29 protein-coding genes are annotated in these 24,663 nt (G+C 69.9%); all 29 read right to left on the bottom strand.

Going from position 1 to position 24,663, the window contains the following annotated elements; genetic code table 11:
* Positions 1 to 54: 54 nt before the first annotated feature.
* A complete protein-coding gene (locus tag AC07PA_RS27365) occupies positions 55 to 834 on the bottom strand; it encodes a 4'-phosphopantetheinyl transferase family protein (protein WP_494609351.1) in 780 nt (259 codons plus the stop codon).
* Positions 831 to 1,274 carry an excinuclease ATPase subunit gene (locus tag AC07PA_RS27360; protein ID WP_108016704.1) on the bottom strand — a complete coding sequence of 148 codons (444 nt, stop codon included), beginning with the start codon at positions 1,272 to 1,274 and terminating at the stop codon, positions 831 to 833. The genes AC07PA_RS27365 and AC07PA_RS27360 overlap by 4 nt, the downstream gene beginning before the upstream one ends.
* Positions 1,275 to 1,509: 235 nt before the next feature.
* On the bottom strand, positions 1,510 to 1,938 hold the full coding sequence (locus tag AC07PA_RS27355; RefSeq protein ID WP_494609352.1) for an excinuclease ATPase subunit: 429 nt from the start codon (positions 1,936 to 1,938) through the stop codon (positions 1,510 to 1,512).
* Positions 1,939 to 2,008: 70 nt separating this feature from the next.
* Positions 2,009 to 2,434, bottom strand: coding sequence for a hypothetical protein (locus tag AC07PA_RS27350; protein ID WP_494609353.1), 426 nt, complete (start codon positions 2,432 to 2,434; stop codon positions 2,009 to 2,011).
* Positions 2,435 to 2,439: 5 nt separating this feature from the next.
* On the bottom strand, positions 2,440 to 3,705 hold the full coding sequence (locus AC07PA_RS27345) for a beta-ketoacyl-ACP synthase (RefSeq protein WP_494609354.1): 1,266 nt from the start codon (positions 3,703 to 3,705) through the stop codon (positions 2,440 to 2,442).
* Positions 3,702 to 4,475 carry a 3-oxoacyl-ACP reductase FabG gene (gene fabG, locus AC07PA_RS27340; protein WP_494609355.1) on the bottom strand — a complete coding sequence of 258 codons (774 nt, stop codon included), beginning with the start codon at positions 4,473 to 4,475 and terminating at the stop codon, positions 3,702 to 3,704. The genes AC07PA_RS27345 and fabG overlap by 4 nt, the downstream gene beginning before the upstream one ends.
* Before the next feature lie 61 nt (positions 4,476 to 4,536).
* On the bottom strand, positions 4,537 to 5,022 hold the full coding sequence (locus AC07PA_RS27335) for a hotdog family protein (protein ID WP_494609356.1): 486 nt from the start codon (positions 5,020 to 5,022) through the stop codon (positions 4,537 to 4,539).
* A 3-nt stretch (positions 5,023 to 5,025) separates the two neighbouring features.
* Positions 5,026 to 6,234: a beta-ketoacyl-ACP synthase gene (locus tag AC07PA_RS27330; protein ID WP_494609357.1), complete on the bottom strand. Its 1,209-nt coding sequence runs from the start codon at positions 6,232 to 6,234 to the stop codon at positions 5,026 to 5,028.
* Entirely contained in the window at positions 6,234 to 6,815 is a 582-nt protein-coding gene (locus AC07PA_RS27325) for a DUF3261 domain-containing protein (protein ID WP_494609358.1), read from the bottom strand. Before AC07PA_RS27325 ends, AC07PA_RS27330 begins: the two co-directional genes overlap by 1 nt.
* On the bottom strand, positions 6,812 to 8,089 hold the full coding sequence (locus AC07PA_RS27320; protein WP_494609359.1) for an NAD(P)/FAD-dependent oxidoreductase: 1,278 nt from the start codon (positions 8,087 to 8,089) through the stop codon (positions 6,812 to 6,814). The genes AC07PA_RS27325 and AC07PA_RS27320 overlap by 4 nt, the downstream gene beginning before the upstream one ends.
* Positions 8,089 to 10,440, bottom strand: coding sequence for an MMPL family transporter (locus AC07PA_RS27315; protein WP_494609360.1), 2,352 nt, complete (start codon positions 10,438 to 10,440; stop codon positions 8,089 to 8,091). The genes AC07PA_RS27320 and AC07PA_RS27315 overlap by 1 nt, the downstream gene beginning before the upstream one ends.
* On the bottom strand, positions 10,437 to 11,072 hold the full coding sequence (locus tag AC07PA_RS27310) for an outer membrane lipoprotein carrier protein LolA (protein WP_494609361.1): 636 nt from the start codon (positions 11,070 to 11,072) through the stop codon (positions 10,437 to 10,439). The genes AC07PA_RS27315 and AC07PA_RS27310 overlap by 4 nt, the downstream gene beginning before the upstream one ends.
* Positions 11,069 to 11,509, bottom strand: coding sequence for an acyl-CoA thioesterase (locus tag AC07PA_RS27305; RefSeq protein ID WP_007855399.1), 441 nt, complete (start codon positions 11,507 to 11,509; stop codon positions 11,069 to 11,071). The genes AC07PA_RS27310 and AC07PA_RS27305 overlap by 4 nt, the downstream gene beginning before the upstream one ends.
* A 39-nt stretch (positions 11,510 to 11,548) precedes the next feature.
* Entirely contained in the window at positions 11,549 to 12,550 is a 1,002-nt protein-coding gene (locus AC07PA_RS27300; RefSeq protein WP_494609362.1) for a lysophospholipid acyltransferase family protein, read from the bottom strand.
* Entirely contained in the window at positions 12,547 to 13,326 is a 780-nt protein-coding gene (locus AC07PA_RS27295) for a glycosyltransferase family 2 protein (RefSeq protein ID WP_494609363.1), read from the bottom strand. The genes AC07PA_RS27300 and AC07PA_RS27295 overlap by 4 nt, the downstream gene beginning before the upstream one ends.
* The gene (locus AC07PA_RS27290) at positions 13,323 to 15,038 is read right to left on the bottom strand and encodes an ApeI family dehydratase (protein WP_494609364.1); all 1,716 of its coding nucleotides are present in this window, start codon (positions 15,036 to 15,038) and stop codon (positions 13,323 to 13,325) included. The genes AC07PA_RS27295 and AC07PA_RS27290 overlap by 4 nt, the downstream gene beginning before the upstream one ends.
* A gap of 74 nt (positions 15,039 to 15,112) precedes the next feature.
* A complete protein-coding gene (locus AC07PA_RS27285; protein ID WP_494609365.1) occupies positions 15,113 to 15,664 on the bottom strand; it encodes a COG4648 family protein in 552 nt (183 codons plus the stop codon).
* A gap of 29 nt (positions 15,665 to 15,693) precedes the next feature.
* The gene (locus AC07PA_RS27280) at positions 15,694 to 15,954 is read right to left on the bottom strand and encodes an acyl carrier protein (protein ID WP_007855389.1); all 261 of its coding nucleotides are present in this window, start codon (positions 15,952 to 15,954) and stop codon (positions 15,694 to 15,696) included.
* Between the two features lie 35 nt (positions 15,955 to 15,989).
* Positions 15,990 to 16,250 carry a phosphopantetheine-binding protein gene (locus AC07PA_RS27275; protein WP_007855388.1) on the bottom strand — a complete coding sequence of 87 codons (261 nt, stop codon included), beginning with the start codon at positions 16,248 to 16,250 and terminating at the stop codon, positions 15,990 to 15,992.
* A complete protein-coding gene (locus AC07PA_RS27270; protein ID WP_145699162.1) occupies positions 16,237 to 17,013 on the bottom strand; it encodes a lysophospholipid acyltransferase family protein in 777 nt (258 codons plus the stop codon). Before AC07PA_RS27270 ends, AC07PA_RS27275 begins: the two co-directional genes overlap by 14 nt.
* Positions 17,006 to 17,782, bottom strand: coding sequence for a beta-ketoacyl synthase chain length factor (locus AC07PA_RS27265; RefSeq protein ID WP_494609366.1), 777 nt, complete (start codon positions 17,780 to 17,782; stop codon positions 17,006 to 17,008). The genes AC07PA_RS27270 and AC07PA_RS27265 overlap by 8 nt, the downstream gene beginning before the upstream one ends.
* Before the next feature lie 222 nt (positions 17,783 to 18,004).
* The gene (locus tag AC07PA_RS27260) at positions 18,005 to 18,313 is read right to left on the bottom strand and encodes a hypothetical protein (protein WP_007855384.1); all 309 of its coding nucleotides are present in this window, start codon (positions 18,311 to 18,313) and stop codon (positions 18,005 to 18,007) included.
* Positions 18,314 to 18,318: 5 nt separating this feature from the next.
* Entirely contained in the window at positions 18,319 to 18,762 is a 444-nt protein-coding gene (locus AC07PA_RS27255) for a hypothetical protein (protein WP_494609367.1), read from the bottom strand.
* Between the two features lie 22 nt (positions 18,763 to 18,784).
* A complete protein-coding gene (locus AC07PA_RS27250; RefSeq protein WP_494609368.1) occupies positions 18,785 to 20,833 on the bottom strand; it encodes a hypothetical protein in 2,049 nt (682 codons plus the stop codon).
* Entirely contained in the window at positions 20,830 to 21,528 is a 699-nt protein-coding gene (locus AC07PA_RS27245; protein ID WP_494609369.1) for a phage adaptor protein, read from the bottom strand. Before AC07PA_RS27245 ends, AC07PA_RS27250 begins: the two co-directional genes overlap by 4 nt.
* An 18-nt stretch (positions 21,529 to 21,546) precedes the next feature.
* On the bottom strand, positions 21,547 to 21,888 hold the full coding sequence (locus tag AC07PA_RS27240) for a hypothetical protein (RefSeq protein ID WP_007855378.1): 342 nt from the start codon (positions 21,886 to 21,888) through the stop codon (positions 21,547 to 21,549).
* A 64-nt stretch (positions 21,889 to 21,952) separates the two neighbouring features.
* A complete protein-coding gene (locus tag AC07PA_RS27235; protein WP_007855377.1) occupies positions 21,953 to 22,945 on the bottom strand; it encodes a N4-gp56 family major capsid protein in 993 nt (330 codons plus the stop codon).
* Between the two features lie 75 nt (positions 22,946 to 23,020).
* Positions 23,021 to 24,112, bottom strand: coding sequence for a hypothetical protein (locus AC07PA_RS27230; RefSeq protein WP_494609370.1), 1,092 nt, complete (start codon positions 24,110 to 24,112; stop codon positions 23,021 to 23,023).
* A 214-nt stretch (positions 24,113 to 24,326) separates the two neighbouring features.
* Complete coding sequence (locus tag AC07PA_RS27225; protein ID WP_145699168.1) at positions 24,327 to 24,638, bottom strand: cytochrome P450 family protein; 312 nt, start codon at positions 24,636 to 24,638, stop codon at positions 24,327 to 24,329.
* Between the last annotated feature and the right edge of the window lie 25 nt (positions 24,639 to 24,663).

Here is a 24,663-nt window from a genome sequence, read left to right as displayed (position 1 = left end):
TCCTGGGGAAACTCCAGGGAAGTAACCGCCTACAGCTTGACGCCGGCCACCGGCTCAGCCCGGCAACGCCACCAGACGCCAGTCGCCGTCGCCCTGCCATGCGACGTCCGCATCGACCTGCAGGGAACACGGCGGCAAGCCCCCGGCCCCCAGCACGCACACCGACAACAGCACCGCATGGCCGCCCGCCGTGGCTCCGTGCCATGCCCTGGCATGCGCCAGAACTTGGCCCTCGCTTGGCAGGCCCGCAGGCTGGCACTCGATGCGCCGGATCGCCGCAAAATCCACCCCCGTCCCCGTGCATTTGAAGTAGGCCTCCTTGAGGCTCCAGATCTGCAGGAAATGGCGCTGGCGCGCGGGGCCGTCGTCCAGGACCCGCAGCTGCTCCAGCTCCCCTGGCGTGCAGACCATGGCGGCCAGGGCGAGCACATCGCGCCGGCCAGCGTGCAGGTCTTTCACCTCCAGGTCGATACCCACGGGTTGGCCATGGCCTGTGGCACAGGCCAGGTAGACGCCGCTGTGGGACAGGGAAAGGTGGGTGGCAGCCGCTGCCTGCGCGCCATGGTGCTGGGCGTTGAGGTGCGGTGCCCGGCCCTCGGGGGCGTCCAGCCGCCAGTCGCTGGCGGCCGCGTTGCTGCCCCTGGCCAGCAGGTGGCGCAGCGCATGGCGGCAGGCGATGAACTCCTCGCGCCGGGCCGGGTTCTGCATGCCCGCCAGCCGGGCCTGTTCACTCCCAGTCAGCCATCCCGGCGCCAGCTGCCGGGCGCCGGCCGCCAGGGGGGCCTGGGCGGCGAGCAGCAGCTGCAAGTGCGCCGCCGGGGTGGAGGGTGTCACTGCCCGAAGCGGACGTAGGTGCCCTTGAAGGTCACGCCGGTGAGCATGTTGCCCGCGTGGCATTCGTAGTTGACCGGGTCCTTGTAGACCTTGCCCTTGAAGCTGCTGTGCAGGTCGACCACGGCGTTGGCGCCGCGCTTCTTGGCGAATTCTTCGAGCGCGATCAGCGTGGACAGGGCCACCCAGTGGCAGGCCTCTTCCTTGCTCTTGCCGCCGGATGCCGTCCGGCGGTTGGCGGTTTCTTCGCCGATGGCGGTGCCGCCTTCAGGCGTGGGCGCGCCCGACAGGTAGAACTTGACGCTGCCGTCGAGCTTCTTTTGCGCCAGGCCCAGCTGCACGGCCTCTTCCAGGGGCAGCATCAGCACTTTTTCGGCATGGGCTGCGGTGGTGCTGGCGGCGGCCAGAACGGCCAGGGCCAGGATGGTTGTGGTCTTCTTCATGTGCATATCGGGATTCCCTCTTGGTCTTGTGCGGTCGTCGGAGCCGCGGTATTCGATGACTGAATGGACGGTGCTCGCATGCCCGGCTCAAGGCGCGGCGCGTGCGCAGGTGCCTTCTGAAGGTAACGATGGCTTGGTAGCCTGCAAAACTGGCGCGGCCCAAAGCCATCGCCGCAGTGCAAGGGCCGCCACGGCATGCAAATGTCGCCTGCACTCCGTGCACCGGGAGCGTCTCTCAAATTTTTGCGAAAGTCCCCTTGAGCGTCACCCCGATCACCACGGCGCCAGCATGGCACTCGTAGTTGGCCGGGTTCTTGTAGGTGGCACGCTTGTAGTAGCTGTGCAGGTCGACCACGGCGTTGGCGCCCTTTTGCTTGGCCGATTCCTGGAAGGCGATCAGCGCCGACAGCGCGGCCCACTTGCAGCCGTAGGCGTCGTCCTTGCCGACGCCGTTGGTCTTCTTGTTGGCGATGTCCTCGCCCAGGCGGGCGACGACCTTGGGCGTCTTGGCGCCAGAGAGGTAGAACTTGACGCTGCCGTCGAGCTTGCCCTGCTCCACGCCCATGCGCACCACCTCGTCCAGGGGCAGTGTCAGAACGGTATTGCGGGCTTGCGCCGCGGTCACGGCCGACAGCGCGGCCAGTGCCAGTATCCATTGCTTCATGCGGATCTCCTGTTGGGTCGTTGCCTCTCCACGCGGGGGGGGCGGTTTCGAATGGCCTGCGCGCCGGGTTTCAGCCGCCACTGATGCGCTGCATGAGGTTGCGGATCCAGCGGTTGTAGTTGGGGTGGATGCGGGGGCCCGCGCCCGCGTCAGCATAGTTGAGGTTGTAGCTGTTGACGTAGTCGATCTTGTAACCGGCATGGTCGTAGCGCACGACGATGGCTGCCATGTGCTTGCCCTGCTGCTTGTCGTACTGCAGCTCCACCACGCCCGGGCCTTCGCGGGTCACGGCCCAGCCCAGCGACTGGCCGGCCTGGATGATGCGGTCACGCACCTGCGGCGCGGTGGGCACGTAGGCCCCCGAGAAGACGACCTGCGGTGCGTCGTAGAGCGCCTCAGCGCGCGCGTGGACTGCACCGCTGTGCAAGGCCAGTGCCAGCACGGCGCCGATGGCCAGGGCACTGCTGCGGCCGATGATGGATGTCTGAATTCCCATTTTGACTACTCCCTCCAACGTTTGAAAATCAAGGATGTGTTGATGCCGCCGAAGGCGAAGTTGTTGCTCATCACCACGTCGGTGTCGAGCGCGCGCGCCTGGCCCATGATGTAGTCGAGCGCGCCGCAGCGCGGGTCGGGTTCGGTGAGGTTGGCGTTCTGGGCGAACCAGCCCTCGCGCATCATCTCCAGGGTCATCCAGGCCTCCAGCGCACCGCAGGCGCCCAGGGTGTGGCCCATGTAGCCCTTGAGCGTGCTCACCGGCACCGCGCTGCCGAAGACCTCGCAGGTGGCGTGGCTCTCGGCGATGTCGCCCTGGTCGGTGGCCGTGCCGTGGGCGTTGACGTAGCCAATGGCCCCCGGGGCCAGGCCGGCATCGTCGAGCGCCATGCGCATGGCCTGGGCCATGGTGGCGGAGTTGGGGTGGGTGACGTGGGTGCCATCCGAGTTGGTGGCAAAGCCGATGATCTCGCCCAAGATCTGCGCGCCCCGGGCCCGGGCATGCTCGAGCTCTTCGAGCACGAAGGTGCAGGCGCCCTCGCCCAGCACTAGGCCGTCGCGGTTCGCATCGAAGGGCCGGGGCGTGAGCTCGGGCGTGTCGTTCCTGGTGCTGGTGGCGAACAGGGTGTCGAACACTGCCGCCTGGATGGCGTCGAGCTCTTCGGCGCCGCCGGCCAGCATGGCCAGCTGCTTGCCGCTCTGGATGGTCTCGTAGGCGTAGCCCAGGCCCTGGCTGCCCGAGGTGCAGGCGCTCGACGTGGTGATGATGCGCCCCGTGGCGCCGAAGAACACGCCGATGTTCACCGCGGCGGTGTGCGACATCATCTTGATGTAGGTGTTGGCGTTGATGCCTTCGGTGCTCTTGCCGGCGATCATGCGGCCGAAGTCGCCGATGGCGGCCGGCGTGCCGGCCGACGAGCCGTACGAGATCCCCATCTGCCCGCTCTTGACGAAGGGGTCACCCAGCAGGCCGGCGCTCTCCAGTGCGATCTCGGTGGCGCGCGTGGCCATCACGGCCACGCGGCCCATGCTGCGCATGGTCTTGCGGTTGTAGTGCGCGGGCAGCTCGAAGGGTGCCACGCTGCAGGCCAGCTGGGTGTTCAGGCCCTCGTAGACGGCCCAGTCGGGCATGCGGCGGATCACGTTGCGCCCGCTTTGCAGCTGGCTGCGCACCGTGGCCCAGTCGTTGCCCAGGGGGCTGAAGGCGCCGACGCCGGTGACGACCACGCGGCGCCTGCCGCTATTGTTGGGGGTGGTGCTGGAAGCGTTCATCCGACCATCCCCCCGTTGACCGAGATCACCTGGCGCGTGATGTACGAGGCCTCGGCCCCCAGCAGGAAGGCGACCGCGCCGGCCACCTCGTCCACCGTGCCCATGCGGCGCATGGGAATCATCTCCAGGGCGTGTTCCAGTACCTCTTGGCTGACCATCTCGGTGTCGATCAGGCCCGGGGCCACGCAGTTGACCGTGATGTTGCGCTTGGCCAGCTCGATGGCCAGCGACTTGGTCGCGGCGATCACGCCGGCCTTGGCCGCGCTGTAGTTGGCCTGGCCGCGGTTGCCCATGAGGGCAGAGACCGATGCCAGCGTGACGATGCGCCCGGGCTTGCGCCGGCGCACCATGGGCATGACCACCGGGTGCAGCACGTTGTAGAAGGCGTCGAGGTTGGTGTGCACCACGCGGTCCCACTCCTCGCCGGTCATGGCGGGGAAGGCGTTGTCCATGGCGATGCCGGCGTTGCAGACCACGCCGTAGTAGGCGCCATGGGCCTCCATGTCGGCCTCGAGCGCGGCGGCGCAGGCGGCGCGGTCGGCCACGTCGAACTGCAGCACGCGCGCGCTGCGGCCCAGGGCCTCTATCTCGGCCGCGGCGCTGTGCGCCTGCTCAATGCCACTTCGGCAGTGCACCACGATGTCGTGGCCGTCCCGGGCCAGGCGCAGTGCGATGGCGCGGCCGATGCCCCGGCTGGAGCCGGTCACCAGCACGGTGGTGGCTGCAGCGGGCGCTGGTGTCGTCGTCGTCTTCGTCGTCAGCTCATTCATTCTCGGTATCGATTGCCTGTTGTGTCTGTTGTCTGTGGTGGCCTGTCTGCCTGCCCCGGCCCTAGCCCGCGGCGGGGGATGGGGAAATATAGGCGCTACCGTCCTCGGGCTCAAAGACGGAAATGCGCGCACTTGCCAATTCCGTCTCATCCTGGCCATGGATGCGGCAGTCGAACATGCCCAGGCCGTTGTCGCCCATCAGGTCGCAGTGCACGCTGACCCTGAGCAGCGCGCCCGGCGCGAAGAAGGCCTGGGCCGTCTCGTACCTGCGCGAACCGAGCAGGAAGCCGATCTTCACCGCCTGGCCCTTGCGCAGCGCGTTCCAGCCGGCCCAGGCGGCCACCGTCTGCGCCATGTACTCCATGCCCACCCACGAGGGCATGCCTGCATCGTGCAGGAACAGGCCGCCGCGCGGCACGGTGACCTCGGCCACGGCGCTGTCCACGTCGGCGGCGATCAGGCGGTCCAGCAGCAGCATGGCGCCCCGGTGGGGCACGTAGTTCTCGACGGGTAAAAGTTCGGTGCTCATCAGTCGGCTAGTCGTCATTCGTCAGGCGGCTTCGAACAGCAGGCTGCTGTTGCTGCCGCCAAAGGCAAAGGAGTTGCTCATCACGGCACGCGCCGCGCGCCCGAGCTGCAGGCCCGGCGCCACGGCGGCCAGGGCCGGCATGGCGGGGTCGGCCACGCCATCCCACCAGTGCACGGGCAGCACGCCCTGCGGATTGTCCTGCAGCACATGCCAGGCCACCACGGCCTCCAGCGCACCGGCAGCGGCCAGGGCATGGCCGGTGAGCGGCTTGGTGGAGCTTACCGCGACATCGCTGCCCTGCACGCCACCGAACACGGCCTGCACCGCGCGGCTTTCCATGGCGTCGTTGTGCGGCGTGGCCGTGCCGTGCAGGTTGACGTAGTCCACTGCGGCGGGCTGCATGCCGGCGCGCGCCAGCGCCTGCTGCATGGCCGCCGCGGCGCCCTGGCCCGTGGGGTCGGGGGCGGACATGTGGTGCGCGTCCTGCGATTCGCCCCAGCCCGCCAGGCGCACCGGGCCGGCCTCGCGGCTGAGCACGAAGAAGGCCGCGGCCTCGCCCAAGTTGATGCCCCGGCGGTGGGCCGACAAGGGGTTGCAGCGCTCGGGGGACACGGCCTCCAGCGCGCTGAAGCCGCCCACGGTGAAGCGCGCCAGCGCATCCACGCCGCCGGCCAGCACCGCATCGGCCATGCCGGACTGCAGCAGCCGCGCGGCCGAGGCCAGGGCCTTGGCACCCGAGGAGCAGGCGGTGGAGACGGTGTGCGCCGGCCCACGGATCCCCAGGTGCTGCGCCAGGAACTGGGCCACATTGCCCATCTCCTGCACGGCATAGGCGAAGTCGGCCGGAAAGCGCTGCTCGTGCAGCAGGTGGCGCGCGGCCACCTCGCCCTCTTCGATGCCGCCCGTGCTGGTGCCCACCACCAGCGCCACGCGCGTTGGGCCGAAGCGGTCGATGGCCTGCTGCACCGCGCCCTGCAGCGCCTGCACGGCGCCCCAGGCCAGCGCGTTGTTGCGCGATTGCTGGTGCCGCGGCGCAAAGTCCAGCGCCGGCAGCACCGCGCCCGCGGGCAGGCAGCCCAGGGGCAAGCTGCGGCCGGGGGAGTAGCGCTCGGTCCACTGCAGGGTGACGGGGTCGGTGGCGGCGAACAGGTGCGCGCGCATGGATGCGGCATCGAGCCCCAGCGCGCTGTGGGCCGATGCGGCGTTCAGGTAGACATGCGGGCGGGCCATCACGGCAACTCCTGCGCCGGGGCGCACAGACGGGAGCCCCCGGGCGATTCGACGCGCAGGGTGAAGGGCCCACCGGGGTAGATGATCTCGACGGCCGAGTTGCCGACGAACTGCACGCGCACCTGCTCTCGGCCATCGCGCAGCAGGCGGCGCCCGGTGGGGCCGACCTCCACGCTCCAGGGCGGCTGCACGGCGCGCTGCACGGCCCGGGCGGGCCAGAAGGCGAGCTGCAGGTCGCTGAGCACCTGCTCGGGCGCGAGCTGGGCAGGCCAGTGGCGCGAGAGCTGCTTGTCCCACTGCCAGCCGTCCCACACCAGGGTGCCCATGCCCTGCCCCATCACGAAGAAGGCCAGGCGCACGGCCTCGGCATCCACTTCGAGCAGGGATTCGAGCTGCTGCGCGGGCCGGCCGGGCACCTCCACCGTCAAGCGCTGCTGCACGGCGACCTCGCAGCGCAGGGCCGCAGGCGCCAGCGCCAGCCGAGGGCTGTGCGTGGCATCGGGGGCGCCCGGCGATGCGCAGCCTGCAAGCAGCAGAACCGACAGGGCGGCGCACCAGCCGAGTGAAGTAACAAGGCTCATGCGGGCACGGCCCCCGGTTGCTGCGGTTGCTGTGTTTGCATGCGGCACAGCTCGCCCAGCACCTGCAGGCGGCGCTGCGGCTCGGCCACATAGGGGTTCTTCGCGTCCCAGGCGTAGCCGGCCAGGATGGAGGCGATCATGCGGCGGATCTCGGGGCTGTGCCGGTCGTGGAAGATCACGTCCTGAAAGCCCCCGTCGTACCAGCCCTGCACGAAGGCGCGGAAGGTGTTCACCCCCGCCTGCAGCGGCACGGCATAGTCCTGCTGCCAGTCCACCGCCTCGCCGCGCCAGGCGCGGTCAATGCAGCGCGCGGCCAGGCTGGCCGAGGTGACGGCGATGGTCACGCCGCTGGAGAACACCGGGTCCAGGAACTCGCCCGCATTGCCCAAGAGCGCAAAGCCCTTGCCCCACAGCGCGGTGACGTTGGCCGCATAGCCGGTGATGGAGCGGCCCGGCGTGTCCCACACGGCGTTGCGCAGCACGTGGGCCAGGCTCGGCGTCTCGGCGATGATGGCGCGCAGGCGCTCGACCTCGCTGCCCTGGTAGCGCGCCAGGAACTCGGGCGTGGCCACCACGCCCTGCGAGCAGCGGCCGCCGGAAAAGGGGATGGTCCAGAACCAGACCTCGTGGTGCACCGGGTGCACGGAGATCAGGATCTTGCTGCGGTCCATGTCGCCATGGGCGATGCCATCCTGGATGTGCGTGAACAGCGCACCGCGTACCGGGAAATCCGAGGGCCGTTCGAGCTGCAGCAGGCGCGGCAGGATGCGCGCGAAGCCGCTGGCGTCGAGCAGGAAGCGCGCCTGCACGGTGTACTCCTCGCCCTCGGGCGAGGTGACCGATACCTCGGGCCGCTCGCCCGATACGTCCACCGCCGTCACGGTGTGGCGGTAGCGCACCTCGGCGCCGGCCTTGGCCGCAGCGTCGGCCAGCACCTTGTCGAAGTCGCCGCGCTGCACCTGGTAGGTGGTGCCCCAGCCGGGCGAGAACTTGTCGCGGAAGTCGAAGTCGGTGCGCAGATCGCCCTTGGCGAAGGCCGCGCCGTTCTTGTACTGGAAGCCTGCCTCCACCACGTCCTGCAGCATGCCGGCCTCTTCGATGTAGGCCATGCTCTGGGGCAGCAGGCTCTCGCCGATGGAAAAGCGCGGAAACGTTTCCTTTTCGAGCACCAGCACCTGGCGGCCCTGCTTGCGCAGCAGGCCGGCGGCCACGGCGCCCGAGGGGCCCGCGCCCACGATCAGCACCTCGGTCTGTTCCATGCGGCGTTGGGGCATCAGGGTTCCTTGGGGTCGGTAGGGCTGCGAAACAGCGGCGCCAGCACCAGCACCAGCGGCAGGCCCAGCATGAGGGTCAGGCCGAAGGCCTTGAGTGCCGGCGTGGCCGACAGGCCCAGCAGGCCGAATGACAGCCAGGTGCTGCCCGCGCCGATGACCACCGCCAGCCAGGCATGGGGGTCGTCCTCGTGCTCCTGCAAGAAGATGCCATAGTCGATGCCCACGCCCAGCAGCAGCATCAGCGCCAGCACGTTGAACAGCTGCCAGGGCGCGCCAAAGGCCGTGAGCACGCCCACCACCACCAGGCTGGCCAGCACCGTGGGCATCCAGGCGCGCCAGGCCTTGCGTCCAAAGCGCAGCCACAGGGCGGCCAGCACCAGCACATGGCCCAGCAGCAGCAGCTCGGTCATGGAGATGCGGTAGCGCTGCAGCAGGCCCGATATCTCGGCCGGCTTGTCGACCCAGGCCACGCCTTCGAGGCCCTGGGCCGCGCCGGCCAGCGCGGGCAGCGAATCGAGGTTCGTCACACCGCGCAGCATGACCAGGCTGCGGTAGCGGCCCTCGCGCTCGCCCAGCCACAGCGGCCGCGCGGCGGTCGAGATCGGCTGCGCCAGCCAGGCCTGCACCGTGAGCGGCGCCGGCGCTGGCGTGGCGGCCCGGGCAAAGCTTTCGCCGAGCGCGGCGTTCACGCCCTTGTACACGGCCTCCTGCGCACGGGCCACCAGCGCTCCATCGCTGTCCTGGCGCCGGGCCGAGGGCACCCAGTCGGACACGGCGCTGTAGCCCACCAGCAGCTGGCGCGCGACCAGCGCGTCGAGCCGGTCCTTGAGTTCCTCTTCGCGCTGCAGCACCTGCTCGGGCGTGTTGCCCTGCACCAGGTAGAACTGCGCCGGGCTGGGCAGGCCCAGGATCTCGCCCACCTGGCGCTGCTGCGCGACCAGGGCCGCCGATCCGCTTTGCAGCTGGCGCACGTCGTCCTGCGCGCGCAGGCCACCCAGCAGCCACAGCAGCAGCGCCATGGCCACGCAGACCGCCACCGAGCCGGGCAGCGCCTGGCGCCAGCGCGGCCAGGCCATCAGCGTCTGGCCGATGCGGTCGGCCACGCGGCTGTGCGGCATGCGGCCGCGGTCGAGCCAGGGGAACCAGCAGACCACGGTGAGCATGGCGGCCGTGAGCCCCACCACCGAGAACACCGCCATCTGGCGCAGGCCCGGGAAGGCTGCGGCCCCCAGCGCCAGGTAGGCGATGGCGCTGGTGCCCAGGGCCAGCCACAGCGCCGGCATCAGCCCGCGCATGAGCCCGTGCGGGCTGCGCCCTGGCGCGCCCTGGCGGCTGGCGAAGTAGTGGATGCCATAGTCTTCGGCCACGCCCACCAGGCTGGCGCCGAACACCAGGGTCAAGAGGTGCACCTGCCCGAAGAGCAGCGCCGTGACCGACAGCGCCACCGCGCAGCCCACCAGCAGCGACACACCGACCAGCGCCACCGGCCGCAGCGAGCGGAACGCCAGCCAGGCCAGCAGCAGCACGCCGGCCAGCGAGCCCCAGCCGATGGTGTTGATCTCACTGTTGGCCTGCACGGCCGCGGCCTCGGCATGCAGGGGCACGCCGGCCACCACCATGCGGGCGCCGGGCCACTGGGCCTGCACCTGGGCCAGCGCGCCCTGCAGGGCCTGCCCCAGCACCGGCTCGCCCGACAGGCGAAAGGCCGAGCCCTCCAGCGTGAACTGCAGCACGGCCCACTGCAGGCCGTCGGCCGCCACCCACAGCTGGCCGTCGCGCGGGCGGGCCTGGCTTTGCGCGCCGCGCGTGGTCCACCACTGGGTACACAGGCCCAGGGGGTCGCTCACCCAGTCGGACAGGCGGGCCTGCACGGCGGGCTGGTACAGGTCCTGCAGCGCCTTTTGCACCAGCGCGGCATCGGGCGTGCCGGTCAGCAGGGCGCGCTGCTGCGGGGTGAGCAGGCGCTCGCGCCAGGGCTGGTAGAAGCCGAGCGCGGCGTCGATGGAGGTCTTTTGCGCGATGGGGTCTTCGCGCAGGCGCGCGCCGGCCCCGCTGCCCAGCGACTGGCGCAGCACCTGCGCCGCAGCGCGCGCATCGGCCCATTCGCCCGCACCGAGCAGCACCACCACCTGGCGCGACATCTGGCCCACCAGCTGCTCGGTGGCCAGGGCCACGTCGGGCGCCTGCTCGTTCACGGGCAGCAGGGCCATCACGTCGGTGTCGATGCCGTCGTGCTTCCAGAACTGCCACTGGTGCAGGCCCACGGCCAGCACCACCAGCAGCCAGGCGAGCGCGGCCGCGCGCCACAGCCGGCCGGGGGCGGCATCCCGCAGGGGGGGGCTGCCCGTCATTCGAACTGCGCCGCGTCCTGCGGGCGCAGGGCGTTCTCGGCCACGGGCGCAAGGATGCGGATCAGGCTGCTGTCACCGCGCGCCTCCTGCAGCTTCACCTCCTGCACGAACTGGTTGCCCTGCAGGTCCACGGCGGTGAGCCACTGGGCCAGCGTGGGGTCGCGCGGCACCAGGCGCAGCGACCAGCCCTTGGCGGCCACCTGCCCGGTCACCTCGAAGTGCTGGGCCAGCTCGGTCAGGTTGGCCGACATCACGGCGAACAGCATGGCGTTGACGGTGCGCAGCACGGGCTCGTCCTGCGCGCGCATCTGCGTGGTGAGCTTGCCGTCGCTGCCGCGCGACTGCAGGCTGTCGGGCCGCACCACCAGCGTGGACTCGAAGGGTTTGAGCACATGCCAGACGATGCCCTTGCCGCGCGCCACGACGAAGTCGCCGCCCGAGCGCAGCGGCTGCTTGAAGCCCTTGACAGTTTTGAGCTGCTCGAACTCGCCGCGCACCACCGGTGCGTCGTGCACGCGCTGGCGCACCTGGGCGAGCAGTTCCTGGGCCGCGGGTTCCGCCGCATGCGCCGGCACGAGCACCAGCGCACACAGGGCCAGCGCGGCGGCCCGCAGCCAGAGAACGGGCTTCATGGCGCCACCCCCAGCCGTTCCCACAGCACCGGCGGGCAGACGAAGCACATGGCGCGCGTGCCCATGTCCACCGCCACCTGGATGGTGTGGGCGCTGTTGACCTTCTGGCCCGTGGCGGCGTCGCTGATCAGGTAGTCGATGCGCAGGCGGTTCTCCCACTCGGTGATGGTGGCGCGCACCTTGAGCACCTGGCCGAAGGTGGCCGGGCGCACGTATTTGAGGCGCATGTCCACCACGGGCCAGCCATAGCCCGACTCGCGCATGCGCGGATAGTCGTAGTCGAATTTGGCGAGCAGCGCGCTGCGCGCCAGTTCGAGAAAGCGCACGTAGTGGCCGTGGTAGACGATCTCCATCACGTCGATGTCGTAGAACGCGGGCGTGATTTCGATCTCGTGGCTGAGCCGCTCGCGCGAGGCCAGCTCTTTCTCAGTGGACATGCGCAGGCCTCCGGGTCGATGGGGTGGCGTGAAAGTGGATCATGCGGTGTGGGCAGCAGGAGCAGGGCGTGCGGGCGCGCCCTGCTCCCAGAAGGGGAAGAAGTTGAACCAGTCATAGGGCGCCTTGCGCAGCATGCGTTCGAGCTGCTGGGCGAACAGGGCCGCGTACTCGGCCAGCGCCTGCTCGCGCCGAGCGCGCGGCAGCAGCACGCGCTCGGCCAGCGGCACGAACTCCACCGCGTAGCCCGCGCCCTCGTGCACGCAGCCCATGAAGTACAGCGGGCATTCGAGCACCGAGGCCAGGATGTAGGGCCCGCAAGGGAACGGCGCCTGGTGCCCGAGGAACGGGGCGTGCGTGACGCGGCTTTCGCGCACGGGCACGCGGTCGCCGGCGATGGCGATGAGCTCGCCGCGCGCCACGCGCTCGGCCAGCATCATGGCCGTGGCGGCGTTGAAATCGGTCACCTGCAGCAGCTGCACGCCGCTGTCGGGCGCCAGGCGCTGCAGCACGCGGTTGAAGCGCTCGGCATGGGCCGTGTGCACGAGGATGCTCAGCCGCAGGCCCGAGCGCCGCTCGGCCACCGCGCGGCACAGCTCGATGCAGCCCATGTGCGCGGTGACCACCACGGCGCCCTGGCCCTGCGCGAGCAGCGCGTTGAGCGGCTCGCGCCCGGTGAAGGCCACGCGGTCGAAGCGGTAGCGCCCGCTGAGCGCGAGCAGCTTGTCCAGGATCACCTGCGCAAACATGCGAAAGTGCCGCTGGCTCTGGCGCCAGCCCGGCATGCGGGGCCACAGGCCGTGGGCCACCTGCATGCGCTGCAGGTACTGCAGCGAGGAGCGACGGGCCACCGGGCTGGCCAGCCAGTAGTAGGCGACGATGGGGTACAGGCACAGCAGAAAGGGCCAGCGCCCGAGGAAGCGGTGCACCTGGACCATGAGCCACATGCCTGCGACAAAGGTGTTCTCGCCCAGCTGCGCCCAGTGCGGGGCAGCGGCAGGCGGGGCCGCCTGCGGTCCGGGTGCGGGCGTGGGAGCCGTCATGCCGCCTGCCCTGCGCCGCGCCGGCCCAGGAGCTTGCGCGCCAGCAGCAGCGGGCTGCGCAGCAACATGCCGCCGAACAGGCGCGTGTGCATGCCCGAGATGAGCACGTTGTCGCGCCACACGCGAAAGTGCGAGAGTCCGTCCTGCGGGTAGGTCACGGCCGTGCGCTGGGTGATGAAGGGCACGCCCTTCCAGTGCATGCGCACGAGGATCTCGGTGTCGAACTCCATGTGCTTGCCGATGCGCGCGCCATCCATCACGCCGATGGCCTCGCGCAGCGGGTAGACGCGAAAGCCGCACATCGAGTCCTCGATGTCCAGCGACAAGGTGTTGATCCACACCCACACGTGGGTGGCATAGCGGCCGTACAGGCGCGCCTTGGGCACGCTGGCGTCGTAGCGCGGGGCGCCGCAGACCATGGCACCGGGTTGCGCGCGGGCCAGCGCGATGAAGGCCGGGATGTCGGCCACGGCGTGCTGGCCGTCGGCGTCGATCTGCAGCGCGTGGCTGTGGCCCGCTGCCAGCGCATGGCGCATGCCGGTCATCACCGCACCGCCCTTGCCCTGGTTCTGCGGCAGGCGCAGCAGCGTGACCTGTTCGCCATGCTGCACGGCCAGGGCATCGAGCACGGCAGCGCAGCCGGGCTCGCAGCCATCGTCGACCAGGATGCAGTGCAGGCCCGCGGCGAGCACGCCCTGCACCATGGCGCCGATGGTCGTCGGGTGGTTGTAGACCGGGATGATGGCGACGGGGTTGAACAACGCGGCGGCGCTCATGCGGCCCCCTCCCCTTGTACCAGGCGCCCGCTGGCATGCGGCCCGCGGCTGGAGGTCAGCGCGAACTGCAGGTAGCCCTTGTCGGGCACCCACTGCAGCTGCACCTGCACGCTGGCGCCGGGCAGGATGGGCTGCTGGAACTTGACCACCTCGGCACGCAGGAAGGCCGCGGGAATGCCGAAGGCCTGCTGCCCCAGGGTGACCACCCAGTGCAGCTGCGCCACGCCGGGCACGATGGGCGCACCGGGGAAGTGGCCCTCGAGCACGCGCAGCTCGGCATCCACCAGCAGCGTGGCCGTGGCCTGGTGTTCGCCGCGCTCGGTCCACTCGGGCGGCGGCATGAGCGGGCGAAACAGCGCCAGCAGGTCGTGCTGCGTGGTCTTGCCCTGCGCGTTCTGCGGCAGGCGGGCCACGTAGCGCCAGCTGCGCGGCAGGGCCACGCGGTCCACCAGGGGCACGAGCAGTGCACGCAGCGCAGCGCCCATCTGCCTGCGGCCCTGTTGCTGCAGGGCCTGCCAGCCGGCGTCGCTCAATTCAAGCACCATGCCCACGCGGGCTGCGGCGGGCGGTGATTCGAGCACCACGGCCCTGGCCGCGGCCACCCAGCCGCTGGCCAGCAGCGCGTTTTCCATGGCGGTCAGCGAGACGCGCTTTTCGGCGATCTTCACGATGCGGTCGGCCCGGCCCTGCAGCACGAAGCCGGCGCCGGCCTTTTGCGGCAGCGCGCGGTCGGCTGTCTCCCACCAGGCGGTGGCATCGGGCAGGTGGCCCGAGCGCACCGAGAGGCAACCGCTGTCGGCCAGGCGCACCTCCACGCCCGGCAGGGGCTGCCAGGCATCGCCCTGCTCCGCGCGGCGGCGCCAGGCGATGCCACCGGTTTCGGAGCTGCCGAAGACCTCGGTGGTGGAATGGCCGAGCAAGGCCAGCGCATGGGCAGAGGCCTCGGGCGGCAAGGGCCCGCCCGACGAGAAGATGCCGCGCAGGCCCCGGGACACGGCCGCCCAGTCGAGCTGCTGCGGCAGGCGGCTGAGCATGGCGGGGCTGGAGACCAGCAGCGTGGGGCCGGGCTGCGCGAGCTGGGCCACCAGCTCCTCGGGGTAGCGCAGGAATTCGGTGCCCAGGCGCCGCCCTGCTGCCAGCGGCCACAGCACGCGGAACAACAGGCCGTAGATGTGCTGGTGCGACACGGTGGCCAGGGTGCGCAGTGCGGGCGCATCCGCCATCGGGCCAAAGACCGCCTGCAGGGCATGCACCTCGGCATCGAGCTGCGACAGGTACTTGGCGATGCGCTCGGGCACGCCCGTGGAGCCCGAGGTGAACAGCACCACCTGCGCTGTGCGCAGCGACAGGGGCTGCAGCGACACAGCGCCAGCCCCCGCGTCGTCGGGCCCGATGGCACCGGGCAGCAGGCCTGCGCAGGCCTGTACCTGGGGCAGCAGGTGCGCCAGGGTATGCGGCTGCAAGTCACTGGCCAGCACCGGCGTCTTGCCCGCATGCCAGGCGCCCCAGAGGGCGGCGGCAAAGGCCAGTGGGTCGTCGAAATACAGGCCCACCTCGGTGCCCTGCACTTTCTGGAAGGCTGCGCACCAGGCCTGCACGGCGCGCACCCAGTCCGCATGCTGCAGCGTGCGGCCACCGGTGGCCGCGACTTCATGCGCGGCCGCACGGGCCTGCGGCAGGGCCACTTCGGACAGCGCTGTAAACGTGTTCACTTGCTCGATTCCTGATTCTTGGAGTTGTTTGGACAGGGACGGACGAAAAATCTGACTGACGCTCTATCGCAGGGTCACGCCAGCGCGCTGCGGCGCTTGACCCACTGGCGCACGCACCACTCGGCGCCCATCAGGCAGCCCATCAGCACATAGGCAATGAGCCCGTTGTACAGCGCCCAGGTGGCATCGCTGCTAAAGGCGGCGGTGTAGGCCGCCACCGCGCCGTTGGCCACGAAGAACAGGCACCACACGGCGGTCACCTTGCGGGTGTAGCGTACCCCGGCTGGGGGCAGGTCGGGGGTGGTCAGCCGGGCCACCCGCTCGATCACCGTGGGCGGGTAGCGCAGGCTCACCGCAAACACCACCAGCAGCACGGCGTTGACCAGCACCGGGTAGAGCTTGACGGCCAGCGCATCGCCCTGCCACCAGGCGGCCAGGGCCAGCACCGCTGCGCCCGAGGCCACGGCCCACCAGAAGCGCTGGCGCGTGACCACGGCGCGCAGCACGGCCAGCGCCACCAGCAGCACTGCCAGCCACTGCGGCGCCACGTGCCCCATGGCAAGATACACGCCCAGCGGGTACAGCACCGTCAGCACCACCAGAACGGTGGTCACGAGCTTGTGCATGATGGAAGGCTGGCTGCTTGCCCGCGCGCTCAGGCCGTGGAGGCGGCGTCGTTCACCAGCCGGTGCAGCGCGTCGACCACGTCCTGCACGGTGCGCACCGACTTGAAGGCGTCGGCATTCAGGCGCTTGCCCACCCAGGGCTTGAGCTGCACGATCAGGTCCACGGCATCGATGCTGTCGATGTCCAGGTCGTCGTACAGGCGGGCCTCGGGCGTGATGCGGGCGGCGTCGATTTCAAACGTCTCCTGCAGGATGGCGGCGATGCGTTCGTAGATGGCTTCTTTGTTCATGTTGGATTTCCGTGAATGCCGAGCGCTTCAATCAGTCAGTGCGTGCGGCTGGCGGCCACGAAGGCGGCCAGCGCCTGCACGCTGCCAAAGTGCTTGCGCGTCTGCTCCGAATCGGCCGACATGCTCAGGCCGTAGCGCTTTTGCAGGGCCAGGCCCAGCTCCAGGGCGTCGATGGAGTCGAGGCCCAGGCCCTCGACGAACAACGGCGCCGCAGGGTCGATGTCCTCGGGCGCGATGTCTTCGAGCGCGAGCGAGGAGATGATGATTTCTTTGATTTCTTGCTCAAGTTGAAGCACTGGCAGGCCCCTTGAAAAGTTGTACGGACAGGTGCTCGGTCACATGGCGCGCAGCCAGGGTGTCGCTGGCAGCCGAGTCACAGAATTCTTCCACCGCAATATCGGGCCGCACCTCGATGGTGAAGTGCGGCTTGCGCACGGGCACCTTCCACCACGGCGTGCCCTTGGTCAGCATGGGCAGGCTGCTGTGGATGTGCACGGGCGTGATGTCGATGCGCCCGCGCACCGCCACGTGGGCGGCGCCGCGCTGCAGGCGGTTGGCGCCCTGCACGGGCGTGCGCGTGCCCTCCGGGAAGATGATGAGGTTGTTGCCGTCCTTGAGCGAGCGCACGCAGTCCTCCAGCAGCCCGGCGCCGTCGCCGTTGGTGATGAAGCCCGCCGCCCGGATCGGGCCGCGCATGAAGGGGTTGTGTGCCAGCGCCGCCTTGACGATGCAATCCGCATGGCGCACGAAGGAGATCAGGAACACCACGTCGATCAGCGAGGGGTGGTTGGCCAGGATCAAGAGACCCCGGCGCTGCAGGCGCTCGCGGCCATGCACCTCGTAGGAGATCACGCCCACAAAGTTCATGAGCCCCACGAACCAGCGAAAGCAGTGGTGGATGGCGGCCTGCGAGAGCTGCTGCTGGCGCGCCGGATCGCGCACCACCAGCGTGAACACCGGGCACACCACGCAGCGCAGCACCAGGCCGCCCAGGCCGAACACGGAAAAGCAGAATCCCGTGGCCACGATACGCCAGGCCCGGTTGATGACTTCAAGCATGCACGCGCTCCCACATCCATTGGCCCGATGCATGGCCATGCACCAGGTGTTGCCGCTCGCCCTGCAGCAGAAAATGCAGGGCATCGAGCCCATGCGGCAAGACACCGGCCCCGCCACGCCCCGGGGTCTCTTCGTCGCCCTGTGGCGCCGCATCGAGTGCCTGCAGTGCAAAGCCCGCTTCGCCGGCCTGCAGGGGCGCCAGCAGTGCGGCCCAGGCGTATTCGGCCATGGGCTCGTCGTGGAACGCAGCGTAGCCGGGCGGCAGCGGTTCGTCGTAGCAGACCAGCAGCACCTCGGCCGCACCGGGCTCGGCATCCTGCAGCAGGCCCACGGCCTCGACGACGCCGGCTTCGGGCGCGCAGTGCGAGGAGGCGACGCACACCGCGTTGGCGCGCATGCCGCGCAGGATGGAGTGCTGCGCGCCGACGGCGTTGTGCACCGACAGGCCGAAGGCGGTGGGCGACAGGGGTTCATCCTGGGCCTGGGAGCGCAGCAGGGACAGCGCCTTGTCGGCATCGCCGTAGCGCGAGGCCCAGACCACGGGGATGTCGGCGCCCTCTTCGGGTGGCAGCACGCTGTCGGCCACACTCACGGCCATCTTCGCCAGGTGACCCAGGCGGCGCCGCGCCATGGCGGGCACGTGGGGCAGCTCGACCGCCGTGCCCCCCACGGGGCACACCGGTGCCTTGGCCCACTGCAGCCATTGCTCCTGACTTTGCAGGCCCGGTGCTATCGCAGCCCACGCCCGAACGGCGAACGCAGCGCGCACAGCCCTCTCCCGATTTCTTTGATTGCTTGGCGTGTGTACGGCACACACGGGGCAATTATCTCAGAAAGCCCCCTGGCGGCGGCAGTTTTACGGTTACATGTGCACACAAATAGGCACCCCGTGCGGGCAACGCACCCCCATACAAAGGGTTACAACGACTTCACCCAAATGGGGGGTGCCATCCAGCGTTGCATCCTGGCGACAAAGGGCGACCGCCCTGCCCTATTCCTCGAACCCGAAGCCCACGGCCGACACCCCGGCTGCGCTCGTGCGCGCCACCAGGTACTGGCCCGGCCCGACGACGATGGCCGTGCGTTCGAGCACGCCCGAGGGCGCCAGGTACACGTCGTACTCGATCCACTCCGCGTCGGTGGGTGTGGCCGCGGCGGCCAGCGCCACGCGGGCCAGCACGGCCGAGGTGTTGCGGTTGACCAGCGACAGCGTGAGCGTGCCGGTCTGCGTGGCCGGCTGGTAGAGGGTGGTGGCCGTGGCCGCGGCCAGGTCCAGTGCAAAAAGGCGTCCGTTTGCCATGTCGATCAAGCTCCTGAAAGAAAGAAAACCTTGCTGCGCGACTGCACCGGGGCCCACTGCTGCACGCCCTGGGTCACGAACAGCGCCAGCGGTTGGGCCTGCACCGGCGCCACGGGCAGGCCCAGGGCGCCACCGGCCTGGGAGCTGACCCAGGCCCGCACCCAGTTCGTGCTGGCCAGGGCCTGGCTGTTGTCGCCCGGTGGCAGCGGCGTGGCGGCGGTGACGGTGCCGGCTGCAGCCAGGTGGCCGGCGATGGACTGATCGCCCGTGAAGGCGTTGCCGCCGGCCAGGTTGGCCTTGGTGGCCAGGCCGGCATCGACCTGCCCGGCCTTGGTGGCCACGCCGTCGAAGCCCAGCTCGACGCGCTGGAACTCGTCCTTGAGGACCTGCTCGTCCACGCGCTGGCCGGGCAGCGGGTTGAAGACGCGGTGGTAGAAAGTGTTGGCCATGGGTGTTGTTGCTCCTTGGTAGCTATCGATCCAGGCGCCGCGGCGTGTACACCACCGACACGCTCTGCAGCGTGTGGGGCAGTTCGTCGCGCGCGGTGCTCACGATGTTCAGGCTGAGGTCGGTGCCCACGCCGTCCAGGCGCACCTTGGAGAGCACGTTGGCGGGCACGCTGTAGTAGCTCTGGCCGTAGTTGCTCACGCTGTAGTAGGCGCCGCCGGCGTTCTGCAGCACATGCACCACGTCGGTCAGGCCCACGTCGGGCTTGCCCAGGCTGTACTCGCCCTGCACCAGCAGGCGACAGGCGCTGCGGTTCTTGCTCTCCAGGTCCACACGCCGAAAGCGCTTTTTTTCCATCGGGCTCTTGGTGTGGTTGAAGGCCAGGCGCAGGTAGGCCTGGATCGGAGCGCCATCGAAGCTGCGGCCCCGGTCGGCCTCGTAGACATGGCCGTCGTCGCTGCCGAAGAAGTTGCGGTGCTCGCCGCCCACCACCGCATCGCAGGTGCAGCGCACCGTGCGCCCGTAGTCGATGGGCATGAAGGCCAGCGCGCTGCCGCCGTCGGCCGTGGGGATGGGCGTGACGCTCAGGCTTTCGCCCGTGGCAAAGAACAGGCGCATGCGCTTGTCGGCCCGGTTGACCACCGAGGCCGTGACCTGGCGCGCCTTGAGCAGGCGCTGGATGCGCGAGGACAGCGGCAGCCGCTCGAAGTTGCCGAAGGCCTGCGTGGCGCTGACCACGGCCACGCCCAGGGTGTCGAACACCAGCACGCGCCCCAGGTTCTGCACGCTGCCGCGCTGGGCGCCCACGTCGTCGGCAAAGTTCACGAAGCGCCAGTCGGCGCTGCTGCTGCCGTACAGCACCCAGGTGCGCTCGGCGGCAAACACCATGAGCGCGCCGCCCTCGGCGTCCGACGGCAGCACCTGGAAGCCCGTGACCACGTCGCCGGCCGCGATCTCGGCGGCGCCCACCACGGCGGACCAGCGGCACGGATCGCCCACGGCGCTGTGCTGCACCGAGCCCTCGAAGCTGAAGAACAGGTGGTTCTTGTGCGCCACGCAGTGCACGGGCTTGTCCGCCGCCATGCCGGTGGCCAGCGGCACCAGCACCTCGCCGTCGAACTCGAAGCCGCGGTTCACGCCATCGGCGCCATAAATGCGCTGCTGCCCTGCCCGGCCGTTGAAGTTGTAGACCACGGCATCGAGCCGGCCGCCGGGCAGTTGGGTGATAGCCGCCTCGGCACCGGCAGCCACGGCCGTCACACCCGCCGTGAAGGCGCCTGCGGTGAACGCGCCGCCCGAGGGCGCGGTGACGATGAAGCGCCCCTTGGCCGTGCCCGCTGCCCAGGTGCCCGACTCCACCACCACGCGCTTGACGATGGCAGACACCGCGCCCTTGGTGACGTTGGCGCCCACCGCAGGCTCCGTGCCGCTGCCGCCGCTGAAGGCCAGCTCGTAGTAATGGAACACCGGCGCCCAGCCGGTGGCCGAACTCTTGTAGATGCTGCACGCCGTGGCAGCCAGGTTGTCGCGCCAGGCGTAGACCGTGCCGTTCAATACGGCAATGCCGCGCAGCGGCCCCGACCCCGGCACGGCGCCAATGGCCGCGCGGTAGTGGTCAGCGGCCAGCGCCGCAAAGGCGTTGTCGTCGAAGCCATCGATGTCCGAGGCATCGCCGTCGAACACGCCCACCGGGCTGCCCGCCACGGTGAGGGCCTCGCCCACGGCGAACACGCCCGTGGGCCGGGTCACCACCATCTGCGCCGCACTGCGCAGCAACAGCACCACCGCCGTGGCGCCGGAGGTGGCGCCCGCCACCGTCTGCCCCACGGCCACGCCAGTGAAGGCGGTGGCGGCGCGCAGGCACTTGTAGGCCGCATCGCTGGGCCGGGGCCGACCGTCGAAGCGCTCGTAACCGCCGATGCGCTCGTACCCCTCCAGCGCGGAGCTTTCGTAGTTGATCGCGCCCGTGACCATGCCAGGGCGCAACGTGAGCTGGGCCGATTCGGCATCGAGCCCGCCCGCCAGCGGGAAGTACTGGGTCTTGAGCGCGGGCATGCGCATCTCGCCGGTCATGCGAGCGGCCTTGCGCCAAAGCCGGGGCGTGGCAGCTGCGACTGCGCCAGCGCCGAGAAGCCCATGCTGTAGTTCTGCTCGGCACGCTGGTAGACCTCGCTGGCCGCATCGAAGCCGCCGTACTCGCGCAGCGCGCGCCAGCCGATCAGGGGATGAAAGCGCGCCGGCAGGGCCGGCTCGTCGGCGTCGAGCACCAGGTCCACCACGTCTTTCACGTAGGCGGCGCGCACCATGTGCACCGCATCGGGCGTGGGGCCCACCAGCAACTCGCCTCCGGGCGCCATGCTCCAGTACTGCAGCGCGCCCGGCGCGTGCGTGCCGGTGAGAAAGCGCTGGCGAAACGCCTCGTAGTCGAGCCAGGCCAGCGCATGCTCGCTCACCTGCCCATCGGCCACGCGCCAGGCGCTGGGGCGGTAGCCGTCGGCTGCGGGCTTCCAGGCGGCGAAGTCGGCCAGCGCAAAGCCCGGGGCCGCGGCCTCGGGCACCATCACCAGGGTGCCGGCCGGCACCTGGCCGAGCGCCTCGCCGCGGCGAAACAGCCAGGACTCGTGCGCCAGCGCGATGTCGCGCCAGGCCCAGTTCACCCATTCGAACACGCGGGAATCGTCGCCACTGGCCGTCGTGGCCGAGGCCGGTGGGCCGCCCGACAGGCCGCTCTCGCGCTTGACGGCCCGGGCCAGTTGCAGGAAGTTCATGGTGCGCGCCCTCCCCGCTCAGCTTTTGCGCTGGAGAGGGAAACGCGGCTTCTCGACCCAGCGCATCTTGTCGATGTTCTCGGGCTCCTCGGGGTCGGCCTCGCGCACCGTGTAGGCCAGGCCTTCGATGTGGTCGGCCATCTCCACCGGCACGCGCACCCAGCGCTCGCGCTGGATCTGGATCTGGTAGTTGTTGAGCCCGAAGAAGGGCTGCTGCGGTTCGTGCAGCTCGCCCTTGAAGAGCTTGATCTCGACCGTCTGGCCCGAGAAGCCGTGCTGCTGCACGGCCACGTCGATGTCGGTGTCGGTGCCTGCGGTGGTTTCGGCCAATGCGGCGGCCTTGGCTTGTGCTTTTGCCATGGGAGTATTCCTTCTGTTGAGAGAAGGGGCCGGCTGCATGCCGGCCCCGGGGGTCAAGCCGGCGTCAGGCGCTCACACCATGCTCGATGCGGGTCATCCAGGCGTCGTTCAAGATCGCCGCGGCCGACCACATCTTGAAAGCCACGTGCCCGCGCTGGCCCATGGGGTCGCTGTCGCTGGGCTTGGGGTTGACCACGATGGGCGTGAGGCCCGAGCCCGATGCCGACAGGTTCACCGTGGCATAGGCCTCCTTGCCGACGATGACCGACTGGTACACGTCCACCGCCGTGCCGCCCAGCATGCCGTTCAGCGTGGCATTGCCGGCGTTGACCAGCGGCGCATACAGCGTGGACGAAACGAAGCGGATGTTCTCGAACGCGCCGATCTCGTTCTCGCACAGCGGCTTGAAGGTGCCGTAGTTCTGGATGCGCGTGTAGCCGGCCGGGAAGAACGCGGGGTTCTGCAGGTCCATCTCCACGTTGGGGTGTACAAAGCACACATAGCACGGAGGGATGGGCAGCGTGCCCACGCCGTCGGTGGCGTTGAGCACGGTGGTCAGCGGGCGCGCGTCCTGCGCCTTGAGCTGGCGGATGGCGCGGCGCGCCACGTTGGCCGTCATCGTCGTGTTCACCGCGTTGCGCGCCACGCCGTTGGCATACAGCACCTGCGTGCCGGCCTTGATGGTGTTGTACAGGATCAGCTCCTGCGTCTGGCCCGCGGTCTCGCCCAGCGAGGCACTCAGTTCGCCGAGCACCGGGTCTTCGTGCGTGTCGGCAATCACGTCGGTGATCTGCACGCGCTGGCCGTACTGCTCCAGGTTGGCCGACACGTCGGTGCTGGTGATGTTGCCCTGCACGGGCGTCACGCCTTCGGTCAGCGGCGTGGTGGTGGGCGCCAGGCGGCCATAGCGGCGCCACTTGACGACCTTGGTCTTGCCCTTGGGCACGGCCGTCACCACGGCAAACTTGGCCATGTTCAGGGAGGGCTGGGCACGCTCCAGCATCTTGTCCACCGCATAGGCGGCGGTACGGGGGGTGATGTCACCGTAAACGGTCATGAGATTGGCTCCTTGTCGGAAAATTCAAACGTGTCTGTGTGCACCAGCGCGCGGCTGCGGCCCCGCAGCCCGTGGCTATGCCAGGCCGCCCAGGCGCTGGCGCCGAAAGAAGTCCAGCGAGGCTTCGAAATCGTCCTCGGGCGGCAGGCCGCCCCGGGCGCCGCTGGCGCGCGAAGTCAAGCCGGCCGCCGACTGCAGCCTGGCGGCATTGGCGCTGGCGCGCTGTGCGGCGGGCTGTTGTTGCTGGGGGTAGCGGGCAATGGGGGCGCGGCCCGCGCGGCGCAGGTGGGCGTCGTACGCATCCATCACCGCAATCGCCTCACCGGGGTCCTGCCCCTGGTAGAAGGCCGTCTGGATGGGCTGGGGCTGCGTGCCGATCCAGGCGCTGAAGTCCGCGCTGCGCACCACCTCCACCGCGTTCGGGTAGGTGGCCTCGAAGGTTTGCATCGCGGCCTGGTAGGCGGCGCTGCGTTGCTCCTGGGCGCGCTGCTCGTGCTCGGCGCGCAGGCCGTGCAGCGGCTCGACCATGCGGGCGGCGGTCTGCTCGGCCACCGTCGCGGCCTGCGCATCCACGGCCTGCAGGGCCTGCTGCACGGCGCCCACCAGCCCATGCAGTTCGGGGAACTGCTGCACCTTCGCGGACAGCTCGGCCAGCCGCGCGGACGCGGCGGCGGAACTGTCGCCCTGGGTGCCCGGCGCAGCCCTGCCGCCACGGCCCTTGAGCTGCGCGTTCTCCTGCAGCAAGCGGTCGCGCTCGGCCCGCGCCTGGTTCAGGTAGCGGTTGAGCTGGCCCACGCGGCCCATCTCGCTGCGCGCCTTGTGCAGCTCTTCCTGCGTGCGGCGCAGCAGCTCGGCGGGGTCGGGGTTGCCGGCCCGGTCGCTGTGCTGCGCGGCGGCTTGGCGCGCACGGGTCTGCGCGGCATCGGTGCCGGTAGCCTCGGCGCCCATCGCCATTGCTGCGGGCAAGTCCCCATCGGGACCTGCCGGCATGGTGGCGGTGGACACCTGTGCGTCACCACCCGTTTCCGCACGCTCCTGGCGCAGCGCATCCAGCGCCTGCGCCATCTGGTCCTCGGCATCCATTGCGCTGGCGGCGCCCTCGCTGGGTTCCAGGCTGCCTGCGGTGGCGTGGCTGGTGTTGCTGTTGCTGCTGTCGGTGGTGTTCATGGTGCGGTCGGTCCTTCTTCGGCGTGGCCCGCGGGGCCAGAGGCAGTGGTGGCGGGTGGTGGTTGCTGACACCGGGCGCATCGCCCGTGAAAGCAATGTCCGCGAAGAGGCGAGCGCGCTGAAGGGGTGGCATATATGCCGCGCACCATGGCAACAAACAGGCGAAAAAAAGCCCGCTCGAAGCGGGCTGCCCATGGCTCACGCAGAGACGGGTCTATTCGATCCCCGGAAAATTCTGGTCGATGAACGAGACCACAAACTCGTTGGGGTCTGCAGGCATGCCGTTGGCCTTGCAGTGCTCCAGGTAGCCTGCCCAGAACCGGCGCACCTGCTCGTCCAGGCGCGGCGGGAACTGCATCTGCGCGGCCACCATGTCCTGCCACGACCCCTCGTCGCCATACACCTGCGCAAGCCGGGGCTGCATGGCGACCAGCGCCTCGTCCTGCTCCTCGCTCAACTGCCCGATCACGTCCAGAAAATAGCTGTCCAGCAGCCTCAGAAACGGCTTGCCTGCGTAGCGGTCCATCGCATTCCTCCTTGGGTTGTGCAGG

This window comes from Acidovorax sp. GW821-FHT09B03, from assembly GCF_059418305.1.
The sequence above is the reverse complement of the archived record's forward strand: the minus strand, read 5'-3'. Positions and strand labels throughout refer to the sequence as shown.